25 protein-coding genes are annotated in these 23,269 nt (G+C 71.9%); 13 read left to right on the forward strand and 12 right to left on the reverse strand.

The genetic code is table 11. The features are described from left to right. Nucleotides 1–88: 88 nt before the first annotated feature. The gene (locus P3T35_RS28500) at nt 89–718 is read right to left on the reverse strand and encodes a DinB family protein (protein WP_101378566.1); all 630 of its coding nucleotides are present in this window, start codon (nt 716–718) and stop codon (nt 89–91) included. Nucleotides 719–865: 147 nt separating this feature from the next. Between P3T35_RS28500 and P3T35_RS28505 the strand changes: the two genes are divergently transcribed. Further along, complete coding sequence (locus P3T35_RS28505; RefSeq protein WP_101378565.1) at nt 866–1,204, forward strand: MazG-like family protein; 339 nt, start codon at nt 866–868, stop codon at nt 1,202–1,204. A gap of 45 nt (nt 1,205–1,249) precedes the next feature. Here the strand turns inward: P3T35_RS28505 and P3T35_RS28510 are convergent, their stop codons facing one another. Then, nucleotides 1,250–2,086 (reverse strand): pentapeptide repeat-containing protein, encoded by an 837-nt coding sequence (locus P3T35_RS28510; protein ID WP_280708307.1) that lies wholly within the window; start codon nt 2,084–2,086, stop codon nt 1,250–1,252. A gap of 272 nt (nt 2,087–2,358) precedes the next feature. On the opposite strand from P3T35_RS28510, the gene P3T35_RS28515 reads away from it, so the two are divergent. The 5 genes from P3T35_RS28515 (at nt 2,359) to P3T35_RS28535 (ending at nt 7,044) form a co-directional block, all read left to right on the forward strand. Then, a complete protein-coding gene (locus tag P3T35_RS28515; RefSeq protein ID WP_180356268.1) occupies nt 2,359–3,039 on the forward strand; it encodes a CHAP domain-containing protein in 681 nt (226 codons plus the stop codon). A gap of 82 nt (nt 3,040–3,121) precedes the next feature. Continuing rightward, nucleotides 3,122–3,811: a TetR/AcrR family transcriptional regulator gene (locus tag P3T35_RS28520; RefSeq protein WP_101378562.1), complete on the forward strand. Its 690-nt coding sequence runs from the start codon at nt 3,122–3,124 to the stop codon at nt 3,809–3,811. Next, on the forward strand, nt 3,808–4,506 hold the full coding sequence (locus P3T35_RS28525; RefSeq protein WP_143676694.1) for a VC0807 family protein: 699 nt from the start codon (nt 3,808–3,810) through the stop codon (nt 4,504–4,506). The genes P3T35_RS28520 and P3T35_RS28525 overlap by 4 nt, the downstream gene beginning before the upstream one ends. A 316-nt stretch (nt 4,507–4,822) precedes the next feature. After that, the gene (locus P3T35_RS28530; protein WP_101378560.1) at nt 4,823–5,578 is read left to right on the forward strand and encodes a GNAT family N-acetyltransferase; all 756 of its coding nucleotides are present in this window, start codon (nt 4,823–4,825) and stop codon (nt 5,576–5,578) included. Between the two features lie 110 nt (nt 5,579–5,688). Beyond that, on the forward strand, nt 5,689–7,044 hold the full coding sequence (locus tag P3T35_RS28535; protein WP_180356267.1) for a DUF5685 family protein: 1,356 nt from the start codon (nt 5,689–5,691) through the stop codon (nt 7,042–7,044). A 65-nt stretch (nt 7,045–7,109) separates the two neighbouring features. On the opposite strand, the gene P3T35_RS28540 is transcribed toward P3T35_RS28535, so the two are convergent. The 3 genes from P3T35_RS28540 to P3T35_RS28550 all read right to left on the reverse strand — a co-directional run bounded on the left by P3T35_RS28540 (nt 7,110) and on the right by P3T35_RS28550 (nt 11,146). Further along, nucleotides 7,110–9,191: a phospholipase C, phosphocholine-specific gene (locus P3T35_RS28540; protein ID WP_218976622.1), complete on the reverse strand. Its 2,082-nt coding sequence runs from the start codon at nt 9,189–9,191 to the stop codon at nt 7,110–7,112. Nucleotides 9,192–9,280: 89 nt separating this feature from the next. Continuing rightward, nucleotides 9,281–9,553: a hypothetical protein gene (locus P3T35_RS28545; RefSeq protein WP_180356266.1), complete on the reverse strand. Its 273-nt coding sequence runs from the start codon at nt 9,551–9,553 to the stop codon at nt 9,281–9,283. Nucleotides 9,554–9,793: 240 nt separating this feature from the next. Next, a complete protein-coding gene (locus P3T35_RS28550; RefSeq protein WP_101378557.1) occupies nt 9,794–11,146 on the reverse strand; it encodes a ricin-type beta-trefoil lectin domain protein in 1,353 nt (450 codons plus the stop codon). A gap of 232 nt (nt 11,147–11,378) precedes the next feature. Between P3T35_RS28550 and P3T35_RS28555 the strand changes: the two genes are divergently transcribed. Beyond that, complete coding sequence (locus tag P3T35_RS28555) at nt 11,379–12,002, forward strand: histidine phosphatase family protein (protein WP_101378556.1); 624 nt, start codon at nt 11,379–11,381, stop codon at nt 12,000–12,002. Nucleotides 12,003–12,074: 72 nt separating this feature from the next. Here P3T35_RS28555 and P3T35_RS28560 read toward each other — a convergent pair whose 3' ends face one another. Beyond that, the gene (locus P3T35_RS28560) at nt 12,075–12,464 is read right to left on the reverse strand and encodes a hypothetical protein (RefSeq protein ID WP_101378555.1); all 390 of its coding nucleotides are present in this window, start codon (nt 12,462–12,464) and stop codon (nt 12,075–12,077) included. Between the two features lie 313 nt (nt 12,465–12,777). Here P3T35_RS28560 and P3T35_RS28565 point away from each other — a divergent pair, with 313 nt between their 5' ends. Further along, nucleotides 12,778–14,073, forward strand: coding sequence for an MFS transporter (locus P3T35_RS28565; protein ID WP_101384776.1), 1,296 nt, complete (start codon nt 12,778–12,780; stop codon nt 14,071–14,073). A 4-nt stretch (nt 14,074–14,077) separates the two neighbouring features. Here the strand turns inward: P3T35_RS28565 and P3T35_RS28570 are convergent, their stop codons facing one another. Next, entirely contained in the window at nt 14,078–15,076 is a 999-nt protein-coding gene (locus tag P3T35_RS28570; RefSeq protein WP_101378554.1) for a zinc-dependent alcohol dehydrogenase family protein, read from the reverse strand. A 117-nt stretch (nt 15,077–15,193) separates the two neighbouring features. Between P3T35_RS28570 and P3T35_RS28575 the strand changes: the two genes are divergently transcribed. Next, on the forward strand, nt 15,194–15,538 hold the full coding sequence (locus P3T35_RS28575; RefSeq protein WP_101378553.1) for a helix-turn-helix transcriptional regulator: 345 nt from the start codon (nt 15,194–15,196) through the stop codon (nt 15,536–15,538). Between the two features lie 62 nt (nt 15,539–15,600). On the opposite strand, the gene P3T35_RS28580 is transcribed toward P3T35_RS28575, so the two are convergent. After that, nucleotides 15,601–16,329, reverse strand: a complete 729-nt coding sequence (locus P3T35_RS28580; protein ID WP_101378552.1) for a hypothetical protein — start codon at nt 16,327–16,329, stop codon at nt 15,601–15,603. 140 nt (nt 16,330–16,469) lie between these two features. On the opposite strand from P3T35_RS28580, the gene P3T35_RS28585 reads away from it, so the two are divergent. Both P3T35_RS28585 and P3T35_RS28590 read left to right on the forward strand, forming a co-directional pair. Then, entirely contained in the window at nt 16,470–17,216 is a 747-nt protein-coding gene (locus P3T35_RS28585) for a TetR/AcrR family transcriptional regulator (protein ID WP_280708317.1), read from the forward strand. A 91-nt stretch (nt 17,217–17,307) separates the two neighbouring features. Next, the gene (locus tag P3T35_RS28590; protein ID WP_101378550.1) at nt 17,308–18,363 is read left to right on the forward strand and encodes an alpha/beta hydrolase; all 1,056 of its coding nucleotides are present in this window, start codon (nt 17,308–17,310) and stop codon (nt 18,361–18,363) included. Nucleotides 18,364–18,721: 358 nt separating this feature from the next. On the opposite strand, the gene P3T35_RS28595 is transcribed toward P3T35_RS28590, so the two are convergent. Next, nucleotides 18,722–19,618: a class I SAM-dependent methyltransferase gene (locus tag P3T35_RS28595; RefSeq protein ID WP_101378549.1), complete on the reverse strand. Its 897-nt coding sequence runs from the start codon at nt 19,616–19,618 to the stop codon at nt 18,722–18,724. Between the two features lie 47 nt (nt 19,619–19,665). Here P3T35_RS28595 and P3T35_RS28600 point away from each other — a divergent pair, with 47 nt between their 5' ends. Beyond that, a complete protein-coding gene (locus tag P3T35_RS28600; RefSeq protein ID WP_101378548.1) occupies nt 19,666–20,235 on the forward strand; it encodes an XRE family transcriptional regulator in 570 nt (189 codons plus the stop codon). Between the two features lie 53 nt (nt 20,236–20,288). On the opposite strand, the gene P3T35_RS28605 is transcribed toward P3T35_RS28600, so the two are convergent. Beyond that, nucleotides 20,289–20,792 (reverse strand): GNAT family N-acetyltransferase, encoded by a 504-nt coding sequence (locus P3T35_RS28605; RefSeq protein ID WP_101378547.1) that lies wholly within the window; start codon nt 20,790–20,792, stop codon nt 20,289–20,291. 107 nt (nt 20,793–20,899) lie between these two features. Here P3T35_RS28605 and P3T35_RS28610 point away from each other — a divergent pair, with 107 nt between their 5' ends. Beyond that, nucleotides 20,900–21,451, forward strand: coding sequence for a GNAT family protein (locus tag P3T35_RS28610; protein WP_101378546.1), 552 nt, complete (start codon nt 20,900–20,902; stop codon nt 21,449–21,451). 61 nt (nt 21,452–21,512) lie between these two features. On the opposite strand, the gene P3T35_RS28615 is transcribed toward P3T35_RS28610, so the two are convergent. Continuing rightward, nucleotides 21,513–22,169, reverse strand: coding sequence for a response regulator transcription factor (locus P3T35_RS28615; RefSeq protein WP_101378545.1), 657 nt, complete (start codon nt 22,167–22,169; stop codon nt 21,513–21,515). After that, nucleotides 22,166–23,224 carry a histidine kinase gene (locus tag P3T35_RS28620; protein WP_101378544.1) on the reverse strand — a complete coding sequence of 353 codons (1,059 nt, stop codon included), beginning with the start codon at nt 23,222–23,224 and terminating at the stop codon, nt 22,166–22,168. The genes P3T35_RS28615 and P3T35_RS28620 overlap by 4 nt, the downstream gene beginning before the upstream one ends. Nucleotides 23,225–23,269 lie beyond the last annotated feature (45 nt).

Here is a 23,269-nt window from a genome sequence, read left to right on the forward strand (position 1 = left end):
GACGGTGCCGTGTGCAATAACACATGTCACCCGTCACAGGGTCAAGCCTTCGGCGCGATGTTCTCCCGACGGCTCGGGTGTCCCGGGGCTACCCGACGGCCGGCCCCCGGTCCCGGTGCAGGTCGCGCAGCAGGGCGATCTCGGCGCCGTGGTGCAGCAGTTCCTGGTTCATCCACCAGGCCACCTCGATGAACGGTTCCTCCGCATCGCTGCCGTACGGGTAGGTGCAGTACCCGACCGTGTCGAGCGCCGCGTCGTCCGCCGCGAGCAGCGCGCCGCGCCAGGCCTGGGCGGCCGAGGTCAGGATGGCGACCGCGGAAGCGGCGTCCGTACCGACCGGGCAGTCGTCGAAGGTCAGCGACCGGCCGCCGACCGTGTACTCCGCGCGCAGCGCGAGCATCTCGCTGAGGTGGGTCATCCGCCAGGCGATCGTGGTGAACGGCGGCGGCCACGGGTGCTCCCCGGCCGCACTGTCACGCCCCCAGTCACCGCCGCCGAGCAGCCGCGTCGCCCGGGGGCCTGGCCCGTCCACGCGGGGCCGCACCGACCAGCAGCCGGCCACCGGCTCCCAGAGGTACTCCTCGTCGGTCAGCGGACCGGTCTTGATCGGCGTCCCGTTGCCGCTGTCCATCATCGGTCCGGCCAGCCGGTCCCGCAGTCGCTGGTACGCGAAATCGAACTGCGCCAGCAGGGGGTCGAGCCTTGCGGATGTCGCCACCGTGGAACTCCTCTGTGTGAAGACGGCAATGCGTCGAACACTGCCACGGTGGGTTCCGCAGGCGCACCCCATTTCGAGGGTGACCGATCGTCAAGTCACTGGCCCGGCTTGGACAACCGGCGGGTCCACCGGGCAGGATCAGCGGGCATGGACGATGCAGCGTGGCGGTTCGCCGAAGACTTTGTCGGCTACCTGGAGACGCATTCGGAACTACCGAGGGACCAGCGGGTGCTGGTGCAGGCCCTGAAGCTCCAGGAGGAGAGCGGTGAGGTCGCCTCGGCCGTCATCGGCGCCCTCGGGGCGAACCCGCGCAAGGGGCCGGACCCGCGCGGCTGGGACGGAGTGCGGGCCGAGGCCTGTGACACCGCGATCACCGCGCTGGTGCTGCTGACCCACCTCAGCGACGACCCGGCCGGGTACTTCGCCGCCCACCTGCGCGGGCTGACCGAGCGCCTGGCGGCCCTGGAGTCACCCGGGGCCGCGTAGCACCGGCGGGGAGGGGCCAGTGCGCGGGCCGGGTGCAGGAGCCGTCTAGGACCAGTGCGCGGGCCGGGTGAGGGCGGCCGGCAGGGCGGTGGCGGCATCGCCCTTGGCGGCGTTGAGCTGGGCCTGGGTGACGAAGAGGGCGCCGGTGAGGTCGGCGCCCCGCAGGTCGGCGTCGCGCAGATCGGCGCCGATCAGGTCCGCCGTGCGCAGATCGGCCTTCTTGAGGTCGGCGGCGACCAGCAGCGCCCCGCGCAGGCTGGCGCCGCGCAGGTCCGCACCGGCGAGCTTCGCGCCCATCAGGTCGGCCCCGCGGTGGTTGCGCTTCTTGCCGGGCATCGTGGCACGGGCCAGCTCGCTGGCCCGCAGCAGCAGCTCATTGACCTCGCCGCGCAGCGCCATCACATCGAGCTCGGTGATCGACTCGGCGCTGCCCCGCGTGAGGCCGTCCACCTTGTCGTAGGCGCCGCGCAGCTGCTTGTGCACGGAGCGGGCCTCGGGCAGGGCGAGCGCCTCCGCGACGTACCAGAGCAGCTCCTGCAGGTGCCGCATCACCGGGAAGACCTGGAACATCAGCCGTGAGCTGCCCGGTTCCTCCCGCCAGCTCCGGCCGCCGAAGGTCACCTGGGAGACCTTCTGGCCGGCGCCGAAGCAGTCGAAGACGGTGCAGCCGGCGAAGCCCTTCGGCCGGAGCTCCGAGTGGATGCCGCACTGGAAGTCCTGCTGCAGGTTGCGGCACGGCTGACCGGCGTCCTTGTCGACCGCGAAGTCGGCGGACCGGGCGAACGGCAGCGCGACGCAGCAGAGGCCGAAGCAGTTCGCACAGTCGGCCGTCAGCTCCTGGCGGCCGTCGTGGTGGGCTGGGGCGTGGGGCTGCTCGGACAACGCGCTGATCTCCTGCCGAGTACTCCGGGCCTCCTGCCGAGTGCTCCGGAACCGATCCATTCTCCCAGACGCCGGGGCCCTTCCGAACGCCGAGGCCTCCGTCGCACATCTGCGCCAACCGGGTGGACCCGGCCGTCGCCCCACCCCGGTGCGTCGGTGAAACGGCGGGCGAGTGGTCCGATGGTGCCCCCGATCCCCGCCGAACGGAGGCGTTACCGATGCGCTCGTTCCGCCGCGCGTTGCCCGTGACCACCAAGACCACTGTGAGCACCGTGACCACCACAGCCACCACGGCCACCAGGCCCGCACTGCCCGGGCGGGCGGTCGCGCTGGGGGTGCTGCTCGCTGCCGCGCTGGTCGCGGCCGACGGCTCGACGGCCTCCGCGACGGGCATGCGGTTCGGCTGGCACCCGGGCCGCGCCGCCGCACGGCTGGCGCGGGCGAACGAGGGGCGCGGGGCCGGGACCTGCTCCAGCGTCAACCCGTCCCGGAACGTGCTCGGCGGCAGCGCGTTCGGCGAGAGCTGCACCGGGAACAACGGTGCGCCCGAGTACTGGTGCGCGGACTTCGTCAAGTGGGCCTGGCAGCGCGCGGGCGCCGACGTCACTGGCCTGGACGGCTGGGCGCACAACTTCGTGAGCCATGCGCCCGACAATGGCAGCAAGGTGCACAGCGACCCCGACTACCGCCCGCGGTTGGGCGACGCCGCCGTCTACTCCACCCACCATGTCGGTATCGTGACCGCCGTCCACCGGGACCGCTCCATCGAGATCACCAACGGCGACTGGGGCGGCGAGGACATCCCCGGGGACCCGGTCGCCGCACAGGCGCACTTCGCCAGGACCTCCCGGGTGGTCACCGAGCCGGTGGCCGCCGAGCAGGTCCCGGTCGGCAGCTACCAGACGGCCCAGCACTACGTCATCACCGCGTATGTCACGCCCCGAGGAATCTGATCCCCAGCGGCGCTCCCCCACCCCGCAGTTGATGGACCGTCTGCTCTTGCCAGGAGTTACTCGCAAGACGTAATTTTTACTCATGCCAGTAAGAGATCCGGGCCGCTCGGCCACCGCCGTCGCCCGGCGCGCGCAGATCGTCGCGGCCACCATCGAGACCATCGCCGAACTCGGTTACGCCCAGACGTCGTTCGCGCGAATCGCGGAGCGCGCCGAGCTGAGCAGCACCCGGCTGATCTCCTACCACTTCGCGGGCAAGGACGAGCTGATCCAAGCGGTCGTGGCCGACGTCCATGCGAACATGGCGCGGCGCCTGGGGGAGCGGCTGGCGAACTGCGCGGACTCGCGCGGCGCCCTCGCCGCGTACATCCGGGGCGTGACCGGCTTCATCGCCGAGCACCGGCCGCAGATGCAGGCCCTGATGTCCATCTTCCTGGAACGCCAGGGCAGTGAACGCCGAGGCGCGGAAGGCCAGGGCACTGAACGGCGGGGCGCGGAAGGCCAGGGCGCGGAACGCCAGAGTGCGGGCCCGGCCGCCGGCTACGACGCGGGCACCGAGCGGGAGGTGCTGGGCCATCTGCAGCGCATCCTGGCCGCGGGCCAGCAGGCGGGGGAGTTCCGCCCCTTCGACACCTTCGTCATGGCGGCCGCCGTGCAACGCTCGCTGGACGGCCTGCCGTTCCTGCTCCGCACCGAACCCGGCCTCGATCTCGGCCACTACGCCGAGGAGTTGGTCACCATCTTCGACCTCGCCACCCGGCGGACCCGATGAACCCCGTGCAGCGGCGGCGACTTGGCCGAGTGCTGCGGGTGCTGGCGGACATCGGAGTCCCCACGGCCATCTACTACGGGCTGCGCGCCGCGGGCGTCGGCGTCTACCTCACGCTGGTGATCGTCGCGGTGCTGCCCGCGGCCGTCGCCGTGATCCGGCTGCTCCGCTACGGCAAGGTGGAGGGCCTGGCGCTCTACATGATGGCCGTGATGCTGTTCAGCACCGCCGTCTCGCTGATCGACGGCAGCCCGCGATTCCTGCTCGCCCGCGGCGCCTGGCTGACCGGGATCTCCGGGCTCTGGTTCATCGGCTCGGTCTGGGCGGCCCGCCCGCTCGCGTTCCACTACACCCGGCCGCTACTCGAGCACCGCACCCGGGTGGTCAGCATCCCGGGCGACTGGGACGAACTGTGGGAACGACTGCCGAAGTTCCGCCGCATCTGGCGAGTCGGCAGTGTGCTGTGGGGCATCGCGCTGCTCGCCGATTCGGCGACCCGGGTGGTGATGGCCTACACCCTGCCGCCCGATCTGGTGCCGGGCCTCGGCAACCTGCTGTACGGCGTCACGCTGCTGGTCATGACCGTGATCACCAACGTCTACTACATCGCCACCGGCCTCTACGACCGCCGCTCCAGCCTCTACGCCCCGCTCGCCGAACCGGCGCGACCGGCAAGTGCGGAGACCGCGACCCCTTGACGTCCCCGCGCCGTCGGCCTCTTGCGTGCACCCTCGCATGACCTCTTGCGCCGACGCGAACCCGCGTGGGACGATCTTCCCGCCTTGCAGAATGCAAGCAATTCTCATCGAAGGAATGAAGTCCTATGGCCCCGGCGTCCTTCAGCGGCCGCCGCCGGTACTGAGCAACTGCTCCAGTCTCAACTGGCAGCACTCGCCGTACCGTTCACCCCAGCGGTGGCCCCACGAACGCGCGAGCTGACGCAGCGTCAGCAGTGCCGCATCCGTTGAAGCATCCTGCCTTCATCCGTCTTCTTTTCGTGAGGTCAACACCACCGTGGACACCCTTGTCCAGAACTTTGCCGTTGCCAACCTGCGCCGCCGCCCCGAGGTCGTCGAGACCGGGGGCTTCGTGGTCGGGATCGACCCCGGCACCACCAGCCCGTACATCAACTACGCCACCCCGCTGCCCGGTACCCGGCCCACCGAGGCCGATGTCGCCGCACTGATCGCGGTCTTCCGGGAGCGCGGGCTCAAGCCGCGCCTGGAGTTCGCGCCCAACACCGCGCCCGAGGTGGCGCCGGCGCTGCTCGCCGCCGGCTTCACCGTCGAGGAGACGCACGAGTACCTGGTCTGCACCCCGGATACCCTGATGCTGCCCACGGCGGCCGACGGCCCGACTGTGGAAATCCCGTCCCTGGACGAGGAGTTCGCCGCCATCGACGCGGCGCTCGCCGAGTCGTTCGGTGGCGCCTTCGCCCACTCCCCGGAGGGCATCGCCCGGCTGCGCCGGACCCAGCAGAACGGCGGGGCCGTGCGGTTCGTCCGGGCGCCCGACGGGAGTTGCGCCGGTGGGGCGTCCTGCTCGGCGCCGGCGGTGGGCACCTCGGAGCTCGCCGGGGTCGGCACCCGGCCGGAGTTCCGCCGCCATGGGATCGCGGGCGCCGTCACCGCCGCGCTGACCGAGGCGATGTTCGCGCAGGGCGCCGAGTCGGTCTGGCTGGAGTACTCGGGCGACGGTTCACGCCGGGTCTACGAGGGCGTGGGCTTCCGGTCGGCGGGCACCCGCCTGTACATCTCGCTCGAAGGCTGAGCAGCTCTGGTGGTGGAGGCGGTCCCGACCGCCCCCACCACCACGGATGATCAGTAAGATGACGCCCGATCATGGGGGCGCCCTCGTCGGCGCGGACGAGGAGACATAACGTGTTCGGAATCATCAGACCGTGCCAGCACCGGCTGACGGACAAGCTGAAGACGTCCTGGATGGCGCACCTGTGCGGGCTCTGCCTGGCACTGCGGGACGACCACGGCCAACTGGCCCGGACCGCCACCAACTACGACGGCCTGATCATCTCGGTGCTGGTCGAGGCCCAACGTCCGGCCGCCGCCCGAGCCGACGGACGGCGCACGGCCGGACCGTGCCCGCTGCGCGGCATGCGGTCGGCCGAGGTGGCGAAGGGCGAGGGGGCCAGGCTGGCGGCAGCCGTCTCGCTCGCCCTGGCCTCCGTCAAGGTCCGGGACCATGTGCTGGACGCCGACGGGGTGTTCGCCCGCCGTCCGGTGGCGGCCGGCGCCCGCGTGGTGGCCCGCCGCTGGGACAAGCAGAGCGCGGGGAGCGGATCGGTGGTCGGCTTCGACACCGCCGTGCTGCTGGACGCCGCCTCGCGGCAGGGCGAGTTGGAGCGCACCGCGATACCCGGCAGCTCGGTGCTGCTGGTCACCGAGCCCACCGAGACCGCCACCGCCGCCGCTTTCGCCCACACCGCGGTGCTGGCCGAGCGCCCCGGCAACGCCGCCGCGCTCAGCGAGGCGGGCCGCCTCTTCGGCCGCCTCGCCCACCTGCTGGACGCGGCCGAGGACCAGGAGGCCGACGACAAGGCCGGCGCCTGGAACCCGCTGACCGCCACCGGCACCTCCCGGGCCGAGGTCGAGCGCCTCTGCCGGGACGCGGTGCACGGGATCCGCCTCGCCCTCAAGGACGTTGAGCTCACCGACCGGGCGCTGACCCATCTGCTGCTGGCGCACGAGACCGAGGCGGCCGTGGAGCGGGTCTTCGGGCACCGGCACGGATCCGGCTGCGCCACGAAGTCGCAGGGCGCCACGGGCTCGCACAACCCGCACCAGGGCAACCCGTACCAGGGCAACCCATACCAGGGTGCGCCGAACCAAGGCGGGCCGTACCAGGGCGGGGCGTACCAGCAGAACCCCTACCAGGGTGGGCCGTTCCAGGACGCGCCGCCGCCCGGCAACCCGTACCACTACGGCGGGGGCCAGCCGCCGATGCCGCCCCAGACTCCGGGCAAGCCGCCGCGCGGCCCGCTGGCCGGCTGCGCGATGTGGGTGCTGCTCGCCTGCACCTGCCAACTGCTCTGCTGCGAGCACAATCACCCGTTCACCCGCGAGCCCCGCAAGGGCTTCTGCGAGCGGCACGACTGCGACTGCTGTGACTGCTGCGACCCTTGCGACTGCAGTTGCCAGGGCTGCCAGTGCTGCTGTGACGCCGAAAGCGCCGGCTGCTGCGATGGGTGCGACTGCTGCGATTGCTGCGACTGCAACTGATCCCCACCGGACGGGGCGCGGCTTCCAGAGGGAAGTCGCGCCCCGTCCTCAGCTACTGACTGTTCTCAGCCGCTCACGCTCGCACCACCGGTCTCGATGTGGCCGGTGGCGCGGCGGCTCCAGCCGGCGTCGCCGCTGACGGTGACGGTGAAGTCGTACCAGCCGTTGCAGATCGCGACGTTGTTGAAGTAGTCGGTCACGGTCGCACCCGGGGCGACCTGGTAAGTCCAGGTGCCGGTGCGGTAGTTGGTCGAGGTGATGGTGAAGGTCACGGCGGCGGTGCCGGTGTTGGCCATCTTGAACCAGACGGCCTGCCGGCCGGAGTCCGGCGCCGGGGCGTAGTAGGTCGACGCCTCGGCGGTCTTGCCGGCCGCGGTGGCGTCACCGGTGAAGTGGCGCAGGAAGCGGTTGGGGCCGTACACGCTCAGGTCGTACTGGCCGTTGCCGTAGTTGGCACCGATGTTGAAGAAGTCGCTGGTGCTGCCGTCGGTCCCGGTGGCGGCGTCGTGGGGCGCCACGGTGTACTGCCAGGGGCCGCCGGTGCGGTGGGCGTTCGCGTAGATCGAGTAGTGGGCGTAGGCGGTGGCCTGCGGGCCCTGGTTGGCCATGTCGATCCAGAGCAGGATCTGGTTGTTGGCGTCGTACTCGATCCGGTCGACCCAGGCGTTGGGCTGGTAGGGCAGCGCGCGGGCCGGCTTGGTGCCGGACTCCTGGGTGGGCAGTGAGTTGGTGCCGGGGCTGGGGTTGATCTGCACATTGGCGGTCGCCTGGCTGATGGTGGCGCCGGTGTCCGGCAGGCTGGGCAGGCCGTAGACGGGGTTGGTGAAGTCGAACGCGCCGGTGAGGTCGCCGCAGACCTGACGCCGCCAGGCGCTGATGTTGGGGGAGACGGCGGGGGTGCCCAGCGCAGCGGTCCAGGTCTCCAGGAACCGGATGACGCTGGTGTGGTCGTAGACCTGGGAGTCGACCCAGCCACCGCGGGTCCACGGCGAGGCGATGATCATCGGGACCCGGAAGCCGAGGCCGATGTTGGTGCCGTTGTAGAACTCGCCGGAGGTGTTGGCCGGCGCGACGGGCGGCGGCACGTGGTCGAAGAAGCCGTCGTTCTCGTCGTAGTTGAGGAACAGGACGGTGGAGTTGAAGGTGTCCGGGTTGGCGGCCAGCGCCTGCAGCACCAGGTTGACGAAGTGCGCGCCGTTCTCCGGCGGACCGTCCGGGTGCTCGGAGAAGAGCTGGTTGGAGACCACCCAGGAGACCTGCGGCAGGGTGCCGTTGACGGCATCGGCCTTGATCGCGTTGGCGATGTCGTCCGGAGTGGAGCCACTGCTGGGCACCGAGCCCATGCCGTACTGCGACAGCGGGCTCGAACTCGGCGCGCTGGTGAACTGGTTGAAGTAGGCCAGGCCGTTGTCGCCGAAGTTGTCGGAGGCGTTCTGGTAGACCTTCCAGGTCACCCCGGCGTTCTGCAGCGCCTCCGCATAGGTCTGCCACTTCAGACCGGACTCGGAGCCGCCGTCGTAGGCCGGGCCGCCCGCCGCGCCGGCCGGGTCGATCATGCCGGACCACAGGTAGGTGCGGTTGGGGCCGGTCGCCGACAGGATCGAGCAGTGGTACGCGTCACAGATGGTGTAGGCGTCGGCCAGCGCGTAGTGGAACGGGATGTCCGACCGGTTCATGAAGCCCATGGTCCGGTTGGAACCCTTGGCGGCGATCCAGGAGTCCATCTTGCCGCCGTTCCAGGCCTGGTGCTGGGTGGACCACGAGTGGTCCAGCGACCCGTCGCACTGGGCCAGCAGCTCGCCGCTCGACCCCCACCACCAGGTGCCGGTCGCGCTCAACTGCCACGGGTACTGCCGGCCGCTGCCGTTCGGCTGGTTGAACACACTGTTGCCGTCAGGCAGTTGGACGGCCGTACGGTCGCCGAAGCCGCGCACGCCCTTCAGCGTGCCGAAGTAGTGGTCGAAGCTGCGGTTCTCCTGCATCAGGACCACGACGTGCTTGACGTCCGTGATCGTACCGCTGGTGCCGGCGGCACCGGTTGCGGCGGCGGCGCGCTGGGCGGCACCGGGGAGAGCCTCCAGGCCGACGACCGCGCCAAGCGCGGCGGCAGAGCCCAGGAACGTGCGGCGGGTGACGGGGGACACCATGGCCTCCGGGGAAGAGTAAGCTATACAACTTGGGGGGCCATAGGACTATCTGGCAAGCAGGTTGCGACTCGCCAGTAACTGTATGGCTGTCAGATGAAACCGAGCGGACGGTTCACCGTCAAGCCACCCGACAGTACGGAGTCCGTCGCGGGCGGAGTACAGAGCTTCCCTTGAGGTGCGGGCTGCGTACTGAGTGCCACGCTGGCTGACAGCCGGTTCGGCAAGCTAGGGGGAACCTGATGGACGGTCACGGCGGCGGCGACTTCGGTGGGCACCACGATGGCGGGCACCACCACTACGGCGGGCATCACGACGGTGGAAACCACCACCACGGCGGGCATCACCACGGTGGACAGCGCCACCAGGACGACTGGACCGCGGCTCCCTGGGTGCCGGGCGAAGGGGGGAGCGGGCGGCCGGCGTCGTCGGCGTCCCCGGCCTTGCGGGCCCAACGGCGGAGCTTGATGGTCGTCGTGTCGGTGCTGCTGGGGCTCTTCGGGTTGGTGCTGGTGCTCCTTCCGCTGCTCGGCGGCTGACAGCGGATGCGGCTCGGGGCCACCGCAGCGAAGGCAGCGGTGGCCCCGACGATCACCAGGGTTGGATCAACTGGGCAGCTTCCACTGCTGGTTGGCGCTTCCGGTGCAGTCCCAGATCTGCACCTGGGTGCCCGGGGTGGTGGACCAACCAGTGTCGTCCAGGCACCTGTTGGACTGCGGGTTGTAGAGGGCGCCGTCAGACTGCGGGATCCAGACCTGGGCGGCCGTGTTGTTGCAGGTGTAGAGGTCGACGGTGGTGCCGTTGGCAGTGCCGCCACCGTTGATGTCCAGGCACTTGCCGAGCGCGTGCAGGGTGGTGCCGGCCTGGACGAAGGTCCACTGCTGGGCGGGTGTGCCGTTGCAGGTGTAGACCTGGACGGGGTTGTAGTCGGCGGTGCTGCCGTTGCGGTCGTCCAGGCAGAGCCCGCCGTAGCCCACCACCGGTCCGCCGCCCGAACCACCGCCGCCCGAGCCACCGTTGGTGGTGTACGCCGCGACATAGCCGACGCTCATCGTGCCGCCCGAGGTGGTGGCGGAGGTCGGTGTGGTGCAGCCGCAGACGCCGTTGGGGAACCCGCCGCCGATCGCCAGGTCGAAGATGATGGACAGGTTGTGGTCGAAGGCCTGCTGCCAGACGGCGGCGCCGACCTGGCTCTCGTTGACGCTGAAGTAAGCGGCCCCATCCAGGTACCAAGTGATGCTCTCGGCCGCGGTGTTGGTGCGGTCGAGGATCATCGAGTAGGTGTGGAAGCCGCTTTGGCAGCCCGAACAGGCCCGCAGCCCGCTGCCGATGCCGTTGCCCTCGTTGCAGACGCCACCGGGGTAGGTGCCGCAGTGGATGGTCCCGGCAACCTCGGAGAGGGAGTTGACGTCCTCCATGATGTCGATCTCACCGTTCTCGGGCCACTGGCCGGGACCCAGCATCCAGAACGCGGGCCAGTAGCCGGGGCCGCCGGTGGGTTGCTGGATGCCGGCGGTCACCTCCAGCTTGCCGCCGGCCGGTGCGCCGACCAGCGCGCTGGGGGTGTGGATCCGGCCGGAGGTCCAACTACCGCCGCTGCCCAGGGCGGTGATGTCGAGATGGCCGTTCCCGTCCAGGTACACATTGCTGGTCGAGTTGGTCATGGTCTCGATCTCGCCGGTGCCGAAGTTCGAGCCCGGCCCGGTGTCGTAGGTCCAGTTGGCAGCTGAGGGCGCGCTGCCGGCCGGCCCGGAGAAGTCGTCACTGAACACGGTCGTCCAGTCGGCCGGGGGCGGGGGCACCGCGGCGGCTGCGGCCCGGGTGGCCGGGGTGACCAGGACGGCGAGCGCGGCCACCAGCGCGGCGACCGTGGAAGCGGCCGCCCAGCGACGGAACAGGCGGCGGAGCAGCCGGCGAGGGTGGTGGGGGACAGGGTGGGGGATGGTTCGGGAAGGCATGAGTGGCTCCCTGAATCGACTGACGCGGATTCAACTCCTGTAGTAAGGGACACGTCAATACGCTGAACAGCCTTGGCCTGCCAGGAGAGTTGATTCAACTAATGGACGATCACCGCGACGGCCGGCCCGATGATTGATCAGGTTCGGAAGTGGAACCAGGGGCGCACGAACGAGCGTCAACGGGCGGAGGGGCGGCGGCGACCGCCCGGGGGATGAACATGGAGCACAGGACATGACCGGCACGGCAAGCCGCTACCTCTACCTGGTCCGGCACGGCGAGGCGCTGCCCGACGAGACCGGCCTGTCGGCGAACGGGCGGCGGCAGGCCGTGCTCGTCGGGCGGCGACTGGCGGGGCGGCCGATCTCGACGGTGCACCACGGTCCGCTCTGCCGGGCAGCGCAGAGCGCCCGGCTGATCGCTGAGCAGTTGCCGGGCGCCGAGCTGCGCGAGGCGGAGTGCGCCGGCGACTACGTCCCATCCTTCCCGCAGCGCTCGGAGCTCCCACCGGAGGCCGCGGACCACCTGATGCGGTTCCTCGCCCAAGCGACGGACGAGGAGCGGGAACACGGGCCGGGGCTGGCGCGACAGGCGGTGGAGCGGTTCACCGGCCCGGTCGTCGGTGACCGCGAGCGCCATGAACTGCTGGTGACGCACAGCTTCCTGGTCGGCTGGCTGGTCCGGCACGCGCTCGGCGCGCCCGAGTGGCGCTGGCTCGGGCTCAACCAGGGCAATGCCGCGTTGACGGTGATCCGGTACGCGCCCGGGCGGTTGCCGTCGGTGCTGGTGCACAACGACGTGGACCACCTGCCCGCCGAGCTCCGCTGGACCGGGTTCCCGCCCGAGCTACGGGTCTGACGCACCGTACGGGTGTCATGCGTCGTCGCGGCGCGGGGGTTTCCCGCCGCACCACGACGCGATGCTGACCGCTCAGCCGCAGTCCTCGTACATCGAGCCGACCGTCAGCGAGGGTTCGCCCGGCTTGGCGAGGTTGGTCATCGGGCCCGCGATCCAGGTCGCGTCGCCGCCGAGGCCGTGGTCGGGGTACAGGCCGATGGCGCAGTCGCCGTCCGGCGGCAGCGGCGTGCGCGCCGACCTGGCCTCGACCTTGGGGTCGACGTTGGTGATGTCGCCCTTCTCGATGGCCTCCAGCGTGTTCCGGTAGACGATGACACCGTGGCCGTCCTCCTGCGAGTAGAGGCAGACCTCCTTCTTCCCGCACGGGCGGGTGCCCGCGTCATCGTCGGCCTGGGCAGCGGGCGCCAGCACGAGCGGGCCGGCCAGCAGGGCGGCGGCGAGGCAGATTCCAAGAGCGCGCATGGCGGTCGGTCACTCCTTGTGAGCGGTGGGCCTTTGCGCCTTATCCAGCCATGAGCGCGGGCCGGCGTCCATTGTCCGCGCCGGGACTTAGCTCGTTCGTGTCAGTACCAGCTGGCCGTCGGTGTCCGCCGACCCCGAGCGGAATTTCAGTGGTGTAGACCACTCTGCCTCGCTAGGTTGCGTGGTCATGACTGGTCAACGGCCGCACCCTCCAATCGCCGACCGGGCAGTACCACTGACGGAGAATCAGCAACAACTCCCGGGCCTGTTCTCCCGCCGGTACGCCGCCGCGACGGTCAGCTTCACGGCGGTGATGTTCCTCACGGGGTTCGCCGCGCTCGCCGTGCTGCCGACGCTGCCGCTGGCGGCGCGCGAGCTGCACGGCCTGTCGCTCTACCCGCTGGCGGCCGGGTGCTTCGTGGCGGCCGGCCTGCTCGGTGGGGTGATCGGGGGCGGCTGGGCCGACCGCCGGGGCGCGCGCCGGCCGCTGGCGGCGGGCGTGCTGCTCTCCGTGGTCACCCTGCTGGTCTCGGCCACCAGCACCTCGATCTGGCAGCTGGCGGCCGGCCGGTTCCTGGACGGGATCGCGGCGGGTCTGGTGGCGGTGTCGGTCAACACCGCGATCGGGCAGTCGTTTCCGGACCGGCTCCGGGCCCGGGCGTTGTCGCTGATGAGCTCCGCGTGGATCGTCCCGTCGCTCACCGGGCCGCCGCTGGCCGGACTGGTCGCCTCCTGGTGGTCATGGCGGGCGGTGTTCTTCGCGCTGGCCGCGCTGACTGTGCTGCCGTCCGTGGCCGTCGTGCTGATGCTGCGCCGCCGCGGACCCGAGCCGTCGCCTTCCCAACTGTCCACCGCAAGGCCTGGGTTGGGTGCGGCAGCCGCCGTCAGTGTCGGGGCCGCGCTGGGGCAGTACGCCGTCGCCGGCTCCGACCTCGGCCATCTGCTCTGCGGCGCCGCGGGCGTGCTGCTGCTGGTGCTCTTCGCCTCCCGCCTGCTGCCGCACGGCACTTGGCGGGCGGCGCGCGGACTGCCCGCCTCGGTGCTGCTGCGCGGCCTGAGTTCGGGTGTGTACTTCACCGTCGAGGCGTTCGTGCCGCTGCTGCTGGACACCGTGCGACGCGTTCCAACGGCCGTCCCCGCGTTGGCCTTTACGGGTGCGGCGCTGGCTTGGGCAGCGGCCTCCTGGGCGCAGAGCCACTGGCTGGAACGGGTGCCGCGCCACCGGCTGGCGGCCGGCGGCGCGGTGGTGCTGGCGGGTGCGGCGGCGCTGGCGGGGCTCGCCACGGTGCGCGCGCTGCCGGCAGCGCCGGCCGCCGCGGCGTTGGTGCTCGCCGCCGTGGGCATGGGCGCGTTGGCCCCCTCGCTGACGCTGCTCTCCCTGTCCCACGCACCGGCGGACCGCCAGGGGTTCGCCAGCAGCGCCATGCAGACCGCCCAGAACCTCGGGCAGATCGTGGTGCTGGGCGCCGCGTCGGGGCTGTTCAACGGGCTCGGCGGCGTCGCGGCCGGCGTGGGGGGCTTCCGCTGGGCGTTCGTGGTGCTGCTGCTGCCGTGCGCGGCGGTGGTACTGCTGGCGGGACGGGCCAGGGCAGCCTCCGCACCCGCCTGACCGCTCAGCGCGGCACGGTCACCACGATCTTGCCGATCTGCGCATTGGACTCCAAGTGGCGGTGCGCGTCCACGATGTGGTCCAGCTCGAAGGTCCGGTCCACCACCGAGCGGAACGCGCCGGACCGCAGCCCGGCGATGATGAAGGCCTCGGCCCGGCGCAGCCGTTCGGGGTGCCGGCTGACCTCGTGCATGGTGTACGAGCGGATGGCGAGGGCGGGCAGGCCGAGTTCGATGCCGGGGTAGGGGGTGGGCTCGCCGCTCAGCGCGCCGTAGACGATGTGGGTGCCCTCCGGGGCGACCAGCCGGGCCAGTTCGGTGATACCGGGGCCGGCGACGGCGTCGAAGACGAACTCCGCGCCCCGCCCGTCGGTGGCCGCGTGCACCCGCGCGGCGACGTCCTCCTGCTCGGTGGCGATCACCTCCGCCGCGCCCTCCTTCAGCAGCGCCTCCTTCTTGGCCTCGGTGCGGGTCAGCGCGATCGCGCGGGCGCCGATCCGGTTGGCGAGGTGGATGGCCGCCAGGCCGGTGCTGCTGGACGCCGCGTTCACCAGCACGGTGTCGCCGGGCCGCATGCTGCCGGTCTCCATCAAGGCGCCGTAGGCGGTGAGGTAGGGCATCCAGACCGAGGCGCCCGCCACCGGGTCGAGCTCCTCGGGGCGGTGCAGCAGCGCGCCGGCGGGGACCAGCGCCTGCTCGGCGTAGACGCCGTAGTCGTTCTGCGAGAAGCCGGGCACGGTGCTGACCGGCTGGCCGGGCCGGAAGTCGGTGACACCCTCGCCGACCGCCTCGACCACGCCGGCGGCCTCGGTGCCCAGCCGCGCCGGGAACTGCCTGACGTCCTCGATGTAGTAGCCGGTACGGAACAGCACCTCCGCCCGGTTGAGGCCGATCGCGTCCACCCGGATCCGCACCTCGCCGGGGCCCGGCTCGCCGACCGTCACCTCCTGAAGCCGCATCACCTCAGGTCCGCCGAGCTCGTGGAACAGCACTGCCTTGGTCATCGCGTCGTCCTCCCCTGCCCTTGTGCGGGTCGCCCCGGAGGCCTCTCCGAGGCGGTTCCTACTCAAACGGAAAGTATGATCACTGTCAAACTTTGATGATGGTCGTACTATGGGGGAATGGACGCCGATCGCACCCCGCACCACCCCGACCCGCGGACCGTCAGCCTGCAACAGGTCCTCGAAGCCCTGGTGGACCCGGTCCGGCGAAGCATCGTCACGCAACTCGACGGTGCCCGCGCCGACGTCAAGTGCGGTGAGTTCGACCTCCCGGTCGGCAAGTCCACGGCCACCCACCACTTCCGGATCCTGCGCGAGGCAGGCCTGATCCGGCAGTGCTACGCGGGCACCGCGCGGATGAACGAGCTGCGCGGTGCGGAGGTCGAGGCGGCCTTCCCCGGCCTGCTGGCCGCGGTGATCGAGGCGGAGCGGGCGGCGCAGGGGGCGGACCCGGACGGCGCGTAGGGGAGGCCCCGGCGGCGCGCTGACGGTGTGTCGCCAAGCGAACGATCAGACCTGCCCAGTGGTCAGACTTGCTCCAGGTCGGCGGTGAGCGCTGCCATGTCGATGCCGTTGACGGTCCCCGCCTCCTTGTACTCCTGGGCCAGCACGGCCCATGCCTCGTCGGAGTAGGTGGACCACCAGTCCCAAGCGATCCGCTGCACCCCACCCCAGGTGATCGCATAGATGTAGTCCGCGTCATAGCCGAGCAGCGGGATCGCGTGCCCGCCCTCGATCGGCTGCTGCTGCCAGTCGGGCACCAGGGACCACGGCTGCCCCTGCTGGAACTGCGTCTGTGCGTTGGCCGGCACCTGAATGCCCGCGTACACGGCACCGAAGAGCCACATGGTCTGCTGGAGTGCGGTCAGGTCGTGCACGTTGACCGGTGCGTAGCCGAGTGCGGTGTTGCCCCACAGGCCGCTGCGCTGCCAGTTCTTGAGCACATCGGCCTCCACCAGGCCGGTGTCCTGGCCGCCGGTGAGCTGGAGGTACTCGGCCACGACGTCCTTGGGCGTCGGGACGGCGTCCACCTCCTTGGTCTCGGCGTTCCAGGACTGGATCATGTGCGCGGCGGCGGCCATGGTGCAGTCGCCGTACTGGTCGTTGCCGTCCATGGGCCACTCGGGGACGTTGTTGGCCCAGTCCACCGCCGCCGGGGGCACGGGGAGCGGGGTCTTGGCATAGGCCGTGAAGTCCCGGAGCACGGTGGGGAACTGGGGGGCGAGCTTGCCGAACTTGCCGGCGACGTGGTTCATGGTCCATCTCCCATGCGCGGCTACGCGTTGGATGTACGTATATGCCGGATATGTACCTTGTATACTTACAAGCCTGCGCCCCCTTGGAGGACGAGTCAACAAGGACGAGGCAAGCCACCGCAAGAGCCCAGGAGGCGGCCGTGAGCAGGGACGGGACCGGCAGCTCCGCCGCACATGACGGGGATCGTGCACCCCCGGCGCGGCGGGCCCGACTGACCCGCCCTCGGGTGCTCGCCACAGCCGTCGCCCTGGTCGACCGCGACGGCCTGGCCGCACTGACCATGCGCAGCCTCGCCACCGAGCTGGGCGTCGAACCGATGGCCCTCTACCGCTACGCCTCCGGCAAGCAGGCGCTGCTGGACGGCATGGTGGAGGCGTTCTGTGCCGAGGTGAACGAGCGGCTCGGGCTGGCCGCCGACTCCGGCCCGGCAGACGCTACCGTCAGTGCGGACTGGCGTGCCGAGCTGCACCGGGTCGTCAACGTCTTCCAAGCAGTCGCCGAAGCCCACCCCCGGGTGTTTCCGCTGGTGGTCACCCGCCCGCTCGACGTGCCGCTGACCCGCCGCTCGACGGCGGCGCTCCGCCTCAATGAACACGTCCTGGCGCTGCTGACTCAGGCCGGACTCGACGACCGCGCCACACTGCGCCTCTACCGCGCCGTCGTCGGCTGGACGACCGGCTACCTGCTGGTGGACCGGCGGCAGGTGGTCGACAACCCCGACGAGCCGGAACCGCTGCTCAGGCTGGGGCTGCACCGGCTGCCCGTCACGGAGTACCCGCGGCTGCGCGCGCTGGCCGGACTGCTGGCGGACCATGATCCGGAAGTGGAGCTGGCGGCCGGCCTGGACATCCTGCTCGACGAGCTGGGGAAGCCCCCGCAGCGGTGACGGGCGGGGGCCTGCCCAACTCGGCTACCGTCCGGTAATTTTGTCGCCACCCCGGCCGGCGGCCGGCCGAGGTGGCGAGAGAGGCAGGCCGATGGCGATTCCGTTCCAGGTCCGACTGCAGGCGGCAGCGCTGCGGGCGGTGTACGGGCTGCCCGCGCCGCTGCGCCGGGCGATCGCCGGACCGCAGGTGCGCCGCGACGGACAACTGCTGGCCCTCGACGCCCAGCTGCTGCTGCGGTTGCAGCAGCTCTCCGGCGAGGGCCTGGTGCACCCCAGCGGCCAGGTAGAGCCGTCCCGGACCGGAGTGGAGCACTCGCGGCACACCCTCGGCGGCGCGCGCATCGAACCGATGACGGTCCGCGAGATCCCGATGCCGGCCGAGCACGGCGAGCTCCCGGCCACCCTCTACACCCCGGCGGGCCTCGGTGACGAACCGTCCGGGCTGCTGGTCTTCTACCACGGCGGCGGCTGGGTGCTCGGCTCCCGGGCCAGCCACGACGGCGCCGCCCGGTTCCTGGCCCGGCACGCGGGCGTCCGGGTGCTCTCGGTGGAGTACCGGCGAGCACCCGAGCACATCTTCCCGGCCGCCGTGGACGACGCACTCGCCGCCTTCGACCAGGCCCACGCCAAGGCCGCCGACCTCGGCGTGGACCCGGACCGGATCGCGGTCGGCGGCGACAGCGCCGGCGGCAACCTCGCCGCCGTCGTCGCCCAGCTCGCCGTTGCCCGGGGCGGTCCGGCACCGGCCTTCCAACTGCTCTGCTACCCGGCCACCGACGCCTCCCGGCGCCGCCGCTCCCGCGAGCTGTTCGCCGATGGCTTCCTGCTGACCAGCGACCAGATGGACTGGTTCGGCGACCACTACGCGCCGGCCGGCGTTGACCGCGCCGACCCGCGGATCTCCCCGCTGCTCACCGCCGACCTCACCGGCCTGCCGCCGGCCTACATTGCCACGGCGGGCTTCGACCCGCTGCGCGACGAGGGCGAGGCCTACGCGGAGCGGCTGCGCGAGGCCGGCGTCCCGGTGGCACTCAGCCGGCAGCCCGACCTGATCCACGGCTACCTCAGCTACCTGGGCGTCGGCCGCCGCTTCCGCGAGGCCGCCGCCGAAGCGGCGGGCGCGCTGCGGATGGCGCTCAGCCGCTGAGCGGCGTCGCGGACCGGGGTGGCCGGGCCGGCGGCCTGGCTGCGCGTGGCGGCTGGCGCCGGGCGGCTCGCGGGTCACTTGGTGCGGCGGGTGGCCGGGCCGCGCTCGGCGGCTGGCGTTGAGTGGTCCGCTGTACAACTTGCTGGCCGGCGGCCCGGCCACATTTGGCGCCCGGCTCTGAGTGACTCCCGGAGCACTTCGCTCACCGGCGGTCCAGCCACGCCTGGCCCCCGCCGTTGAGCAGCCAGGCGTCACTTCAGCGGGCGGTGTCCCGGCCGCACCTGGCGGCCGGCGCGGAGCTGCTGAGGCGGCGGGACCCACCGCATCACGCAGCCGCTGACGCTGACCCGCCTGCGCGTCACTTCACCGGACGCCGCCCCAGCCACACCTGGCGGCCGGCGCGGACGGTCAGGTCGTCACGCCGCAGCACACTGTGCGGGCCGTCGTCGTCGGTGAGCTGGTCGAGCACCGCCAGGTCGTCGGCGGCCGCCGCCTCGGCGATCCGGTCCCGCAGCCCGCGCAGCACCAGCTGGGCGTAACGGGCGACCACCTTCGACCCGGTCGGCGCCAGCTCGGCCGCGAACCGCCGCTCGGCTGCGATCTCGAACCCGGCGCCCGTCAGCAGCGGCCCCCAGTCCGCGCCCAAGTACGGCAGCTCCACGGCCCGTTGGGGCTCCAGCAACGCGCGGCAGCGGAGCTCGAGACCGGGCCGGCCGATGCCGAGCTCCTCCGGCAGGAACCGGGGCTGCGAGTCGATCTCGACCAGGGCGAACAGCCCGCCGGGCCGGAGCCCGGCGAACACCTCGCGCATCGCCCGGGCCGGGTCCGCCATGTGGTGCATCGCGGTCGCGGACCAGGCCAGGTCCAGCCCGCCGCCGAAGTCCGGCCAGTCGTCGTCCAGGTCCGCTTCGACGGCGCGCACTCGGTCCGCCGTCCCATTGGCCTTCGCCTTGCGGAGCAAGTGCTCAGTCATCATCGGCGATCCATCGACGGCGACCGCCTCGGCCGCGGGGAACCGCGACAGCAGCGCGAAGATGCCGGCCCCGGTGCCGCTGCCCAGGTCGACGAACCGCCGCACGTCCCCCGCGTCCCCGGCGTGCGCGGCGACCAGGTCGACCACGTCGTCGTGCAGCGAGCGCAGTACCTCGGCGTCCAGGTCGAGCATCTCGGCCAGTGCGGCTTCCCGCTCGGTGCTCTCCGGTCCGCCGTGGCCGCTGCCGTGGTGGTGATGATGGTGGTGGGTGTGATCAGCCATGCTTCGACGATACGAACACCTTGCGCCAATGGCATAGCCTTTTGCCCATGGCGCAAGAATTCAGCGAGTTGGACGCCCTGGTGCGCAAGCGGATCCGCGGACTGCGGCTGGCGATGGGCTGGTCACTCGACGAACTCGCCGCCCGCTGCTACCTCAGCGCGTCGACGCTGAGCCGCATCGAGACCGGGGCCCGCCGGATCAGCCTCGACCAGTTGGCCTCGCTGGCGCGCGCCCTGGACACTTCGCTGGACCAACTGGTCCAGGCCGGCACCGACGAGGACGTGATCCTGCGGCCCCGCCCCGACTCCGGACCCGGCGTGACCAGCTGGGCCCTGGGCCGCGACCCGGCCGTCACCGTGGCCCGGATGCGGATCACCCGCCCCGCGCCGACCGGCCCCGCCGACCTGAAGGCCCACCCTGGCCGCGAATGGTTCACCGTGCTCTCCGGCACCATCGTGCTGCTGCTCGGCGACCGCCGGATCCTGGTCGACGCCGGCCAGGCCGCCGAGTTCTACACCATGACCCCGCACGCGATCGGCGCCCAGTCCGGTGCTGCCGAGATCCTCGGCATCTTCGACCGCGATGCCCAGCGCACCCACCTGCGGCCGGAGAGCTAGCGCACCCACCTGCCCAGCGCACCCACCTGCGGCCGGAGAGCTGACGCACGCCGTCAGGTGACCGGCAGCCGGGCCTCGACCTGGTCGCCGTCCGGCGCGGGGCTGAGTGCGGCACCGTTGCGGCGCAGGGCGCCCAGCGCTGCGGCGTTGTGGGAGCGGGTGTCGGCGACCACGTGGTCGGCGCCCAGGCGCGCGGCCTCGGCGCGGATCAGCCGCAGGGCGGCGGTGCCGGTGCCGCGTCCGCGCCGGGAGCGGGCGAGCCAGAGGCCGGTCTCCAACACCCCTGGGGTGGACGGGTCGCGGCGCGCCAGGCGGGCCGAGCCCACGATGCTCCCGTCGTCCACCACGGCGAAGGTGACCTCGCCGAGCGGGCCGGCGAGGCCTGGTCGGTGGGCGCGGTGCCAAGCGCGGAAGGCCTCCTGACGGGTCTGCGTCCACCCGGGCGGGCCGGCGACGGGCGGCATCACCTCCTCGGGTGCCGCGTCGGCGACCGCCACGGCCAGCAGCCCGGCCAGCACCTGCTCGTCCATTGCCTGCAACTCCACCTGTCCGGCCATCTGTTGGGAAGTCCTCTCTGGTCGCGTCGGCTGCCGACCGCTGATCCGGTCGGCCGGCCAAGGGAATTCGCTGGCAGGCCGGCCAGGACGGGTGTTAGGTGTAGGGCATGCTACGAGGTGTCAGGACACTGCTCAGGGCCCAGCATCAGGACGACGTTCCGGTGCTGCAGGCCGAGTTGTACGACGATGTCCCGGTCCGGGTGCAGGGCGACAGCCAGCCCTGGCGCCCCGTCCCGGCCGGCAGCGAAGCCGCCCCCTTCGCCGTGCGGGCCCCGGCACCCGAGGTCGCGCACTTCTCCGTGGTCGAGCTGGCCACGGGGGAGTTGGCGGGAGCGGCGCTGCTCTGGGGGATCGACCAGCACAACCGCGGTGCTCACCTGGGCCTCGCGCTGCGACCGGCCTGGCGCGGCCGGGGGCTGGGGAGCGACGCGGTCGAGGTGCTCTGCCACTACGGGTTCACGGTGCTCGGTCTGCGGCGCCTGCAACTTGAGACGCTGGCCGAGAACACCGCCATGATCCAGGCCGGCACCCGGTCCGGCTTCGCCGTGGAGGGCCGGCTGCGCCGAGCGGCCTGGGTGTACGGCGAGTTCCGCGATGAGGTGATCATGGGTCTGCTCGCCGAGGAGTGGCAGGACGGTCGGCTCGGCGAGCCGGCGTGATCCGCTGGGCGGCCGTGGTGACGGGGGTGGCGCAGCTCACCCGGCCCTGACGCCAAGTCGACTACCGGGGACGCTGGTCCCAGACCCATGCCGCGATGCCGACGCGGTTGCGGGCGCCCAACTTGCGCTGGACCGTGGCGAGATGGTTCTTCACCGTGCCGGCGGCGAGGAACAGCTCCGCCGCGATCTCGGCGTTGGTGGCGCCGTCCGCGACCAGCTCGGCGATCTCCTTCTCCCGAGGGCTGAGTGGCTCCAACGGCGGTGCGCCGACGGGCGGCTGGGCGCCATCACGCCGGGACAGCTCGCGCAGCAGCCGTACCGTCACCTGCGGGCTGAGCAAGGTGTCCCCGGCCGCCGCCGCGCGGACCGCCTCCGCCAGCAGCGCCGGGCTGGACCGCTTGAGCAGGAACCCGGCGGCGCCGTGCCGCAGCGCGGTGTGCACATACTCGTCCAGGTCGAAGGTGGTGACCACGACCACCCGCAGCGGGTCGGCCACGCCGGGGCCGGCGAGTTGCCGGGTGACCTCCAGTCCGTCCAGCTGGGGCATCCGGATGTCGGCGAGCACCACGTCCGGGCGCAGCGCCCGGGCCTGCTCGATGGCGCTGCGGCCGTCGGCGGCCTCACCGACCACCGTCATGTCCGGTTGGGCTTCCAGGATGATCCGGTAGGCGCTGCGGATGTCGTCATGATCGTCGGCCAGCAGGATCCGAATGGTCACAACGCCTCCCCGGCGAGCGGCAGCAGCGCCTGAACCTGCCAGCCATCTTCCGTGCGACCGGAGTTGAACGTGCCGCCGAGTGCCTCGACCCGGGCGCCGAGCGCCGCCAGCCCGTGGCCGCCGTCCCGCCGGGTCCGCCGATCGCCGGGCCTGCCGTCGTCGGTGATCCGCACCTCCAACTGCCCGCCGGTACTGCGCACGCTGACCTCGACTCGGGTGGCGGTGGCTGCGTGCCGCCGCACATTGGTCAGCGCCTCCACCACGATCCGGTAGGCGGTGGCGCCGACTTCGCGGCTGACCTGCCGCGCGGAGCTCCGCAGCCGCACCTCGACGGACCCGGCGGCGATGAACCGGTCGGTCAGCGCGGGCAGTTCGTCCAACCCGTGCTGTGGCTCGCGCTCGCCGGCCTGCTGCTCGGTCCGGAGCAGCCGCACGGTCCGGTCCAGGGCGGTCAGTGCCTGCTGCCCGGCCTGCTCGATCCGTTGGAAGACGGCGGCCGCCTGCTCCGGGTGCTGCTGGGCCAGGATCGCCCCGGCCTGCGCCTGGGCGACCATGCCGCTGACATCATGTGCCACGAAGTCATGGAGGTCGTGGGCGAGTTCGAGGCGCTGGGCGCGGCGGGTGGCCGCCACCTCCCGGTGCCGCCGCTGGTCCAGGGCGCCGAGGTACCGGCCGACCAGGGCCGCGACCGCCAGGCCGCCGGTGCCGAAGCCGAGCAGCTGCACCTGCTCCGTCCAGGTCGGCGGGTGCATGAAGCGCAGCGGCCACAGCAGCGCGGCCAAGCCGGCCGGGGCCAGCGCGAGTTGCTGCCGTCCGGCCCGCACGGCCAGCGCCACGAGCAGGAGCAGCGCCAGCAGTTCGAGCACCCCGGCCAGCCCGGAGAGCCGGTCGCCCTCCTGGTACGGGCGGGCCCACCAGCCGGCCGCCGTCAGGGCCGTGGACCCCCCGCCCACGCAGCCGGCCGCCAACGCCGGCCGCACCCGTCCACCCCAACCGGCCAGCACCGCGCCCAGTAACGCCCCCGCGGACATCAGAACTGCCAACACTTCGTACATGGTGATCAGCTTAGGGAGTCCCACCGGTCCCGCGCCCGTGCCGAA

Source organism: Kitasatospora sp. GP30 (genome assembly GCF_029892145.1).
In the GTDB taxonomy this organism is placed as follows: Bacteria; Actinomycetota; Actinomycetes; order Streptomycetales; family Streptomycetaceae; genus Kitasatospora; species Kitasatospora acidiphila.

What these genes read in the sequence shown, in the direction of transcription:
- P3T35_RS28505 (WP_101378565.1), top strand. Translation starts at nt 866, where the DNA reads ATGGACGATGCAGCGTGGCGGTTCGCCGAAGACTTTGTCGGCTACCTG.
- P3T35_RS28520 (WP_101378562.1), top strand. Translation starts at nt 3,122, where the DNA reads ATGCCAGTAAGAGATCCGGGCCGCTCGGCCACCGCCGTCGCCCGGCGC.
- P3T35_RS28525 (WP_143676694.1), top strand. Translation starts at nt 3,808, where the DNA reads ATGAACCCCGTGCAGCGGCGGCGACTTGGCCGAGTGCTGCGGGTGCTG.
- P3T35_RS28540 (WP_218976622.1), bottom strand. Translation starts at nt 9,191, where the DNA reads ATGGTGTCCCCCGTCACCCGCCGCACGTTCCTGGGCTCTGCCGCCGCG.
- P3T35_RS28550 (WP_101378557.1), bottom strand. Translation starts at nt 11,146, where the DNA reads ATGCCTTCCCGAACCATCCCCCACCCTGTCCCCCACCACCCTCGCCGG.
- P3T35_RS28555 (WP_101378556.1), top strand. Translation starts at nt 11,379, where the DNA reads ATGACCGGCACGGCAAGCCGCTACCTCTACCTGGTCCGGCACGGCGAG.
- P3T35_RS28560 (WP_101378555.1), bottom strand. Translation starts at nt 12,464, where the DNA reads ATGCGCGCTCTTGGAATCTGCCTCGCCGCCGCCCTGCTGGCCGGCCCG.
- P3T35_RS28565 (WP_101384776.1), top strand. Translation starts at nt 12,778, where the DNA reads ATGTTCCTCACGGGGTTCGCCGCGCTCGCCGTGCTGCCGACGCTGCCG.
- P3T35_RS28570 (WP_101378554.1), bottom strand. Translation starts at nt 15,076, where the DNA reads ATGACCAAGGCAGTGCTGTTCCACGAGCTCGGCGGACCTGAGGTGATG.
- P3T35_RS28575 (WP_101378553.1), top strand. Translation starts at nt 15,194, where the DNA reads ATGGACGCCGATCGCACCCCGCACCACCCCGACCCGCGGACCGTCAGC.
- P3T35_RS28580 (WP_101378552.1), bottom strand. Translation starts at nt 16,329, where the DNA reads ATGAACCACGTCGCCGGCAAGTTCGGCAAGCTCGCCCCCCAGTTCCCC.
- P3T35_RS28590 (WP_101378550.1), top strand. Translation starts at nt 17,308, where the DNA reads ATGGCGATTCCGTTCCAGGTCCGACTGCAGGCGGCAGCGCTGCGGGCG.
- P3T35_RS28595 (WP_101378549.1), bottom strand. Translation starts at nt 19,618, where the DNA reads ATGGCTGATCACACCCACCACCATCATCACCACCACGGCAGCGGCCAC.
- P3T35_RS28600 (WP_101378548.1), top strand. Translation starts at nt 19,666, where the DNA reads ATGGCGCAAGAATTCAGCGAGTTGGACGCCCTGGTGCGCAAGCGGATC.
- P3T35_RS28605 (WP_101378547.1), bottom strand. Translation starts at nt 20,792, where the DNA reads ATGGCCGGACAGGTGGAGTTGCAGGCAATGGACGAGCAGGTGCTGGCC.
- P3T35_RS28610 (WP_101378546.1), top strand. Translation starts at nt 20,900, where the DNA reads ATGCTACGAGGTGTCAGGACACTGCTCAGGGCCCAGCATCAGGACGAC.
- P3T35_RS28620 (WP_101378544.1), bottom strand. Translation starts at nt 23,224, where the DNA reads ATGTACGAAGTGTTGGCAGTTCTGATGTCCGCGGGGGCGTTACTGGGC.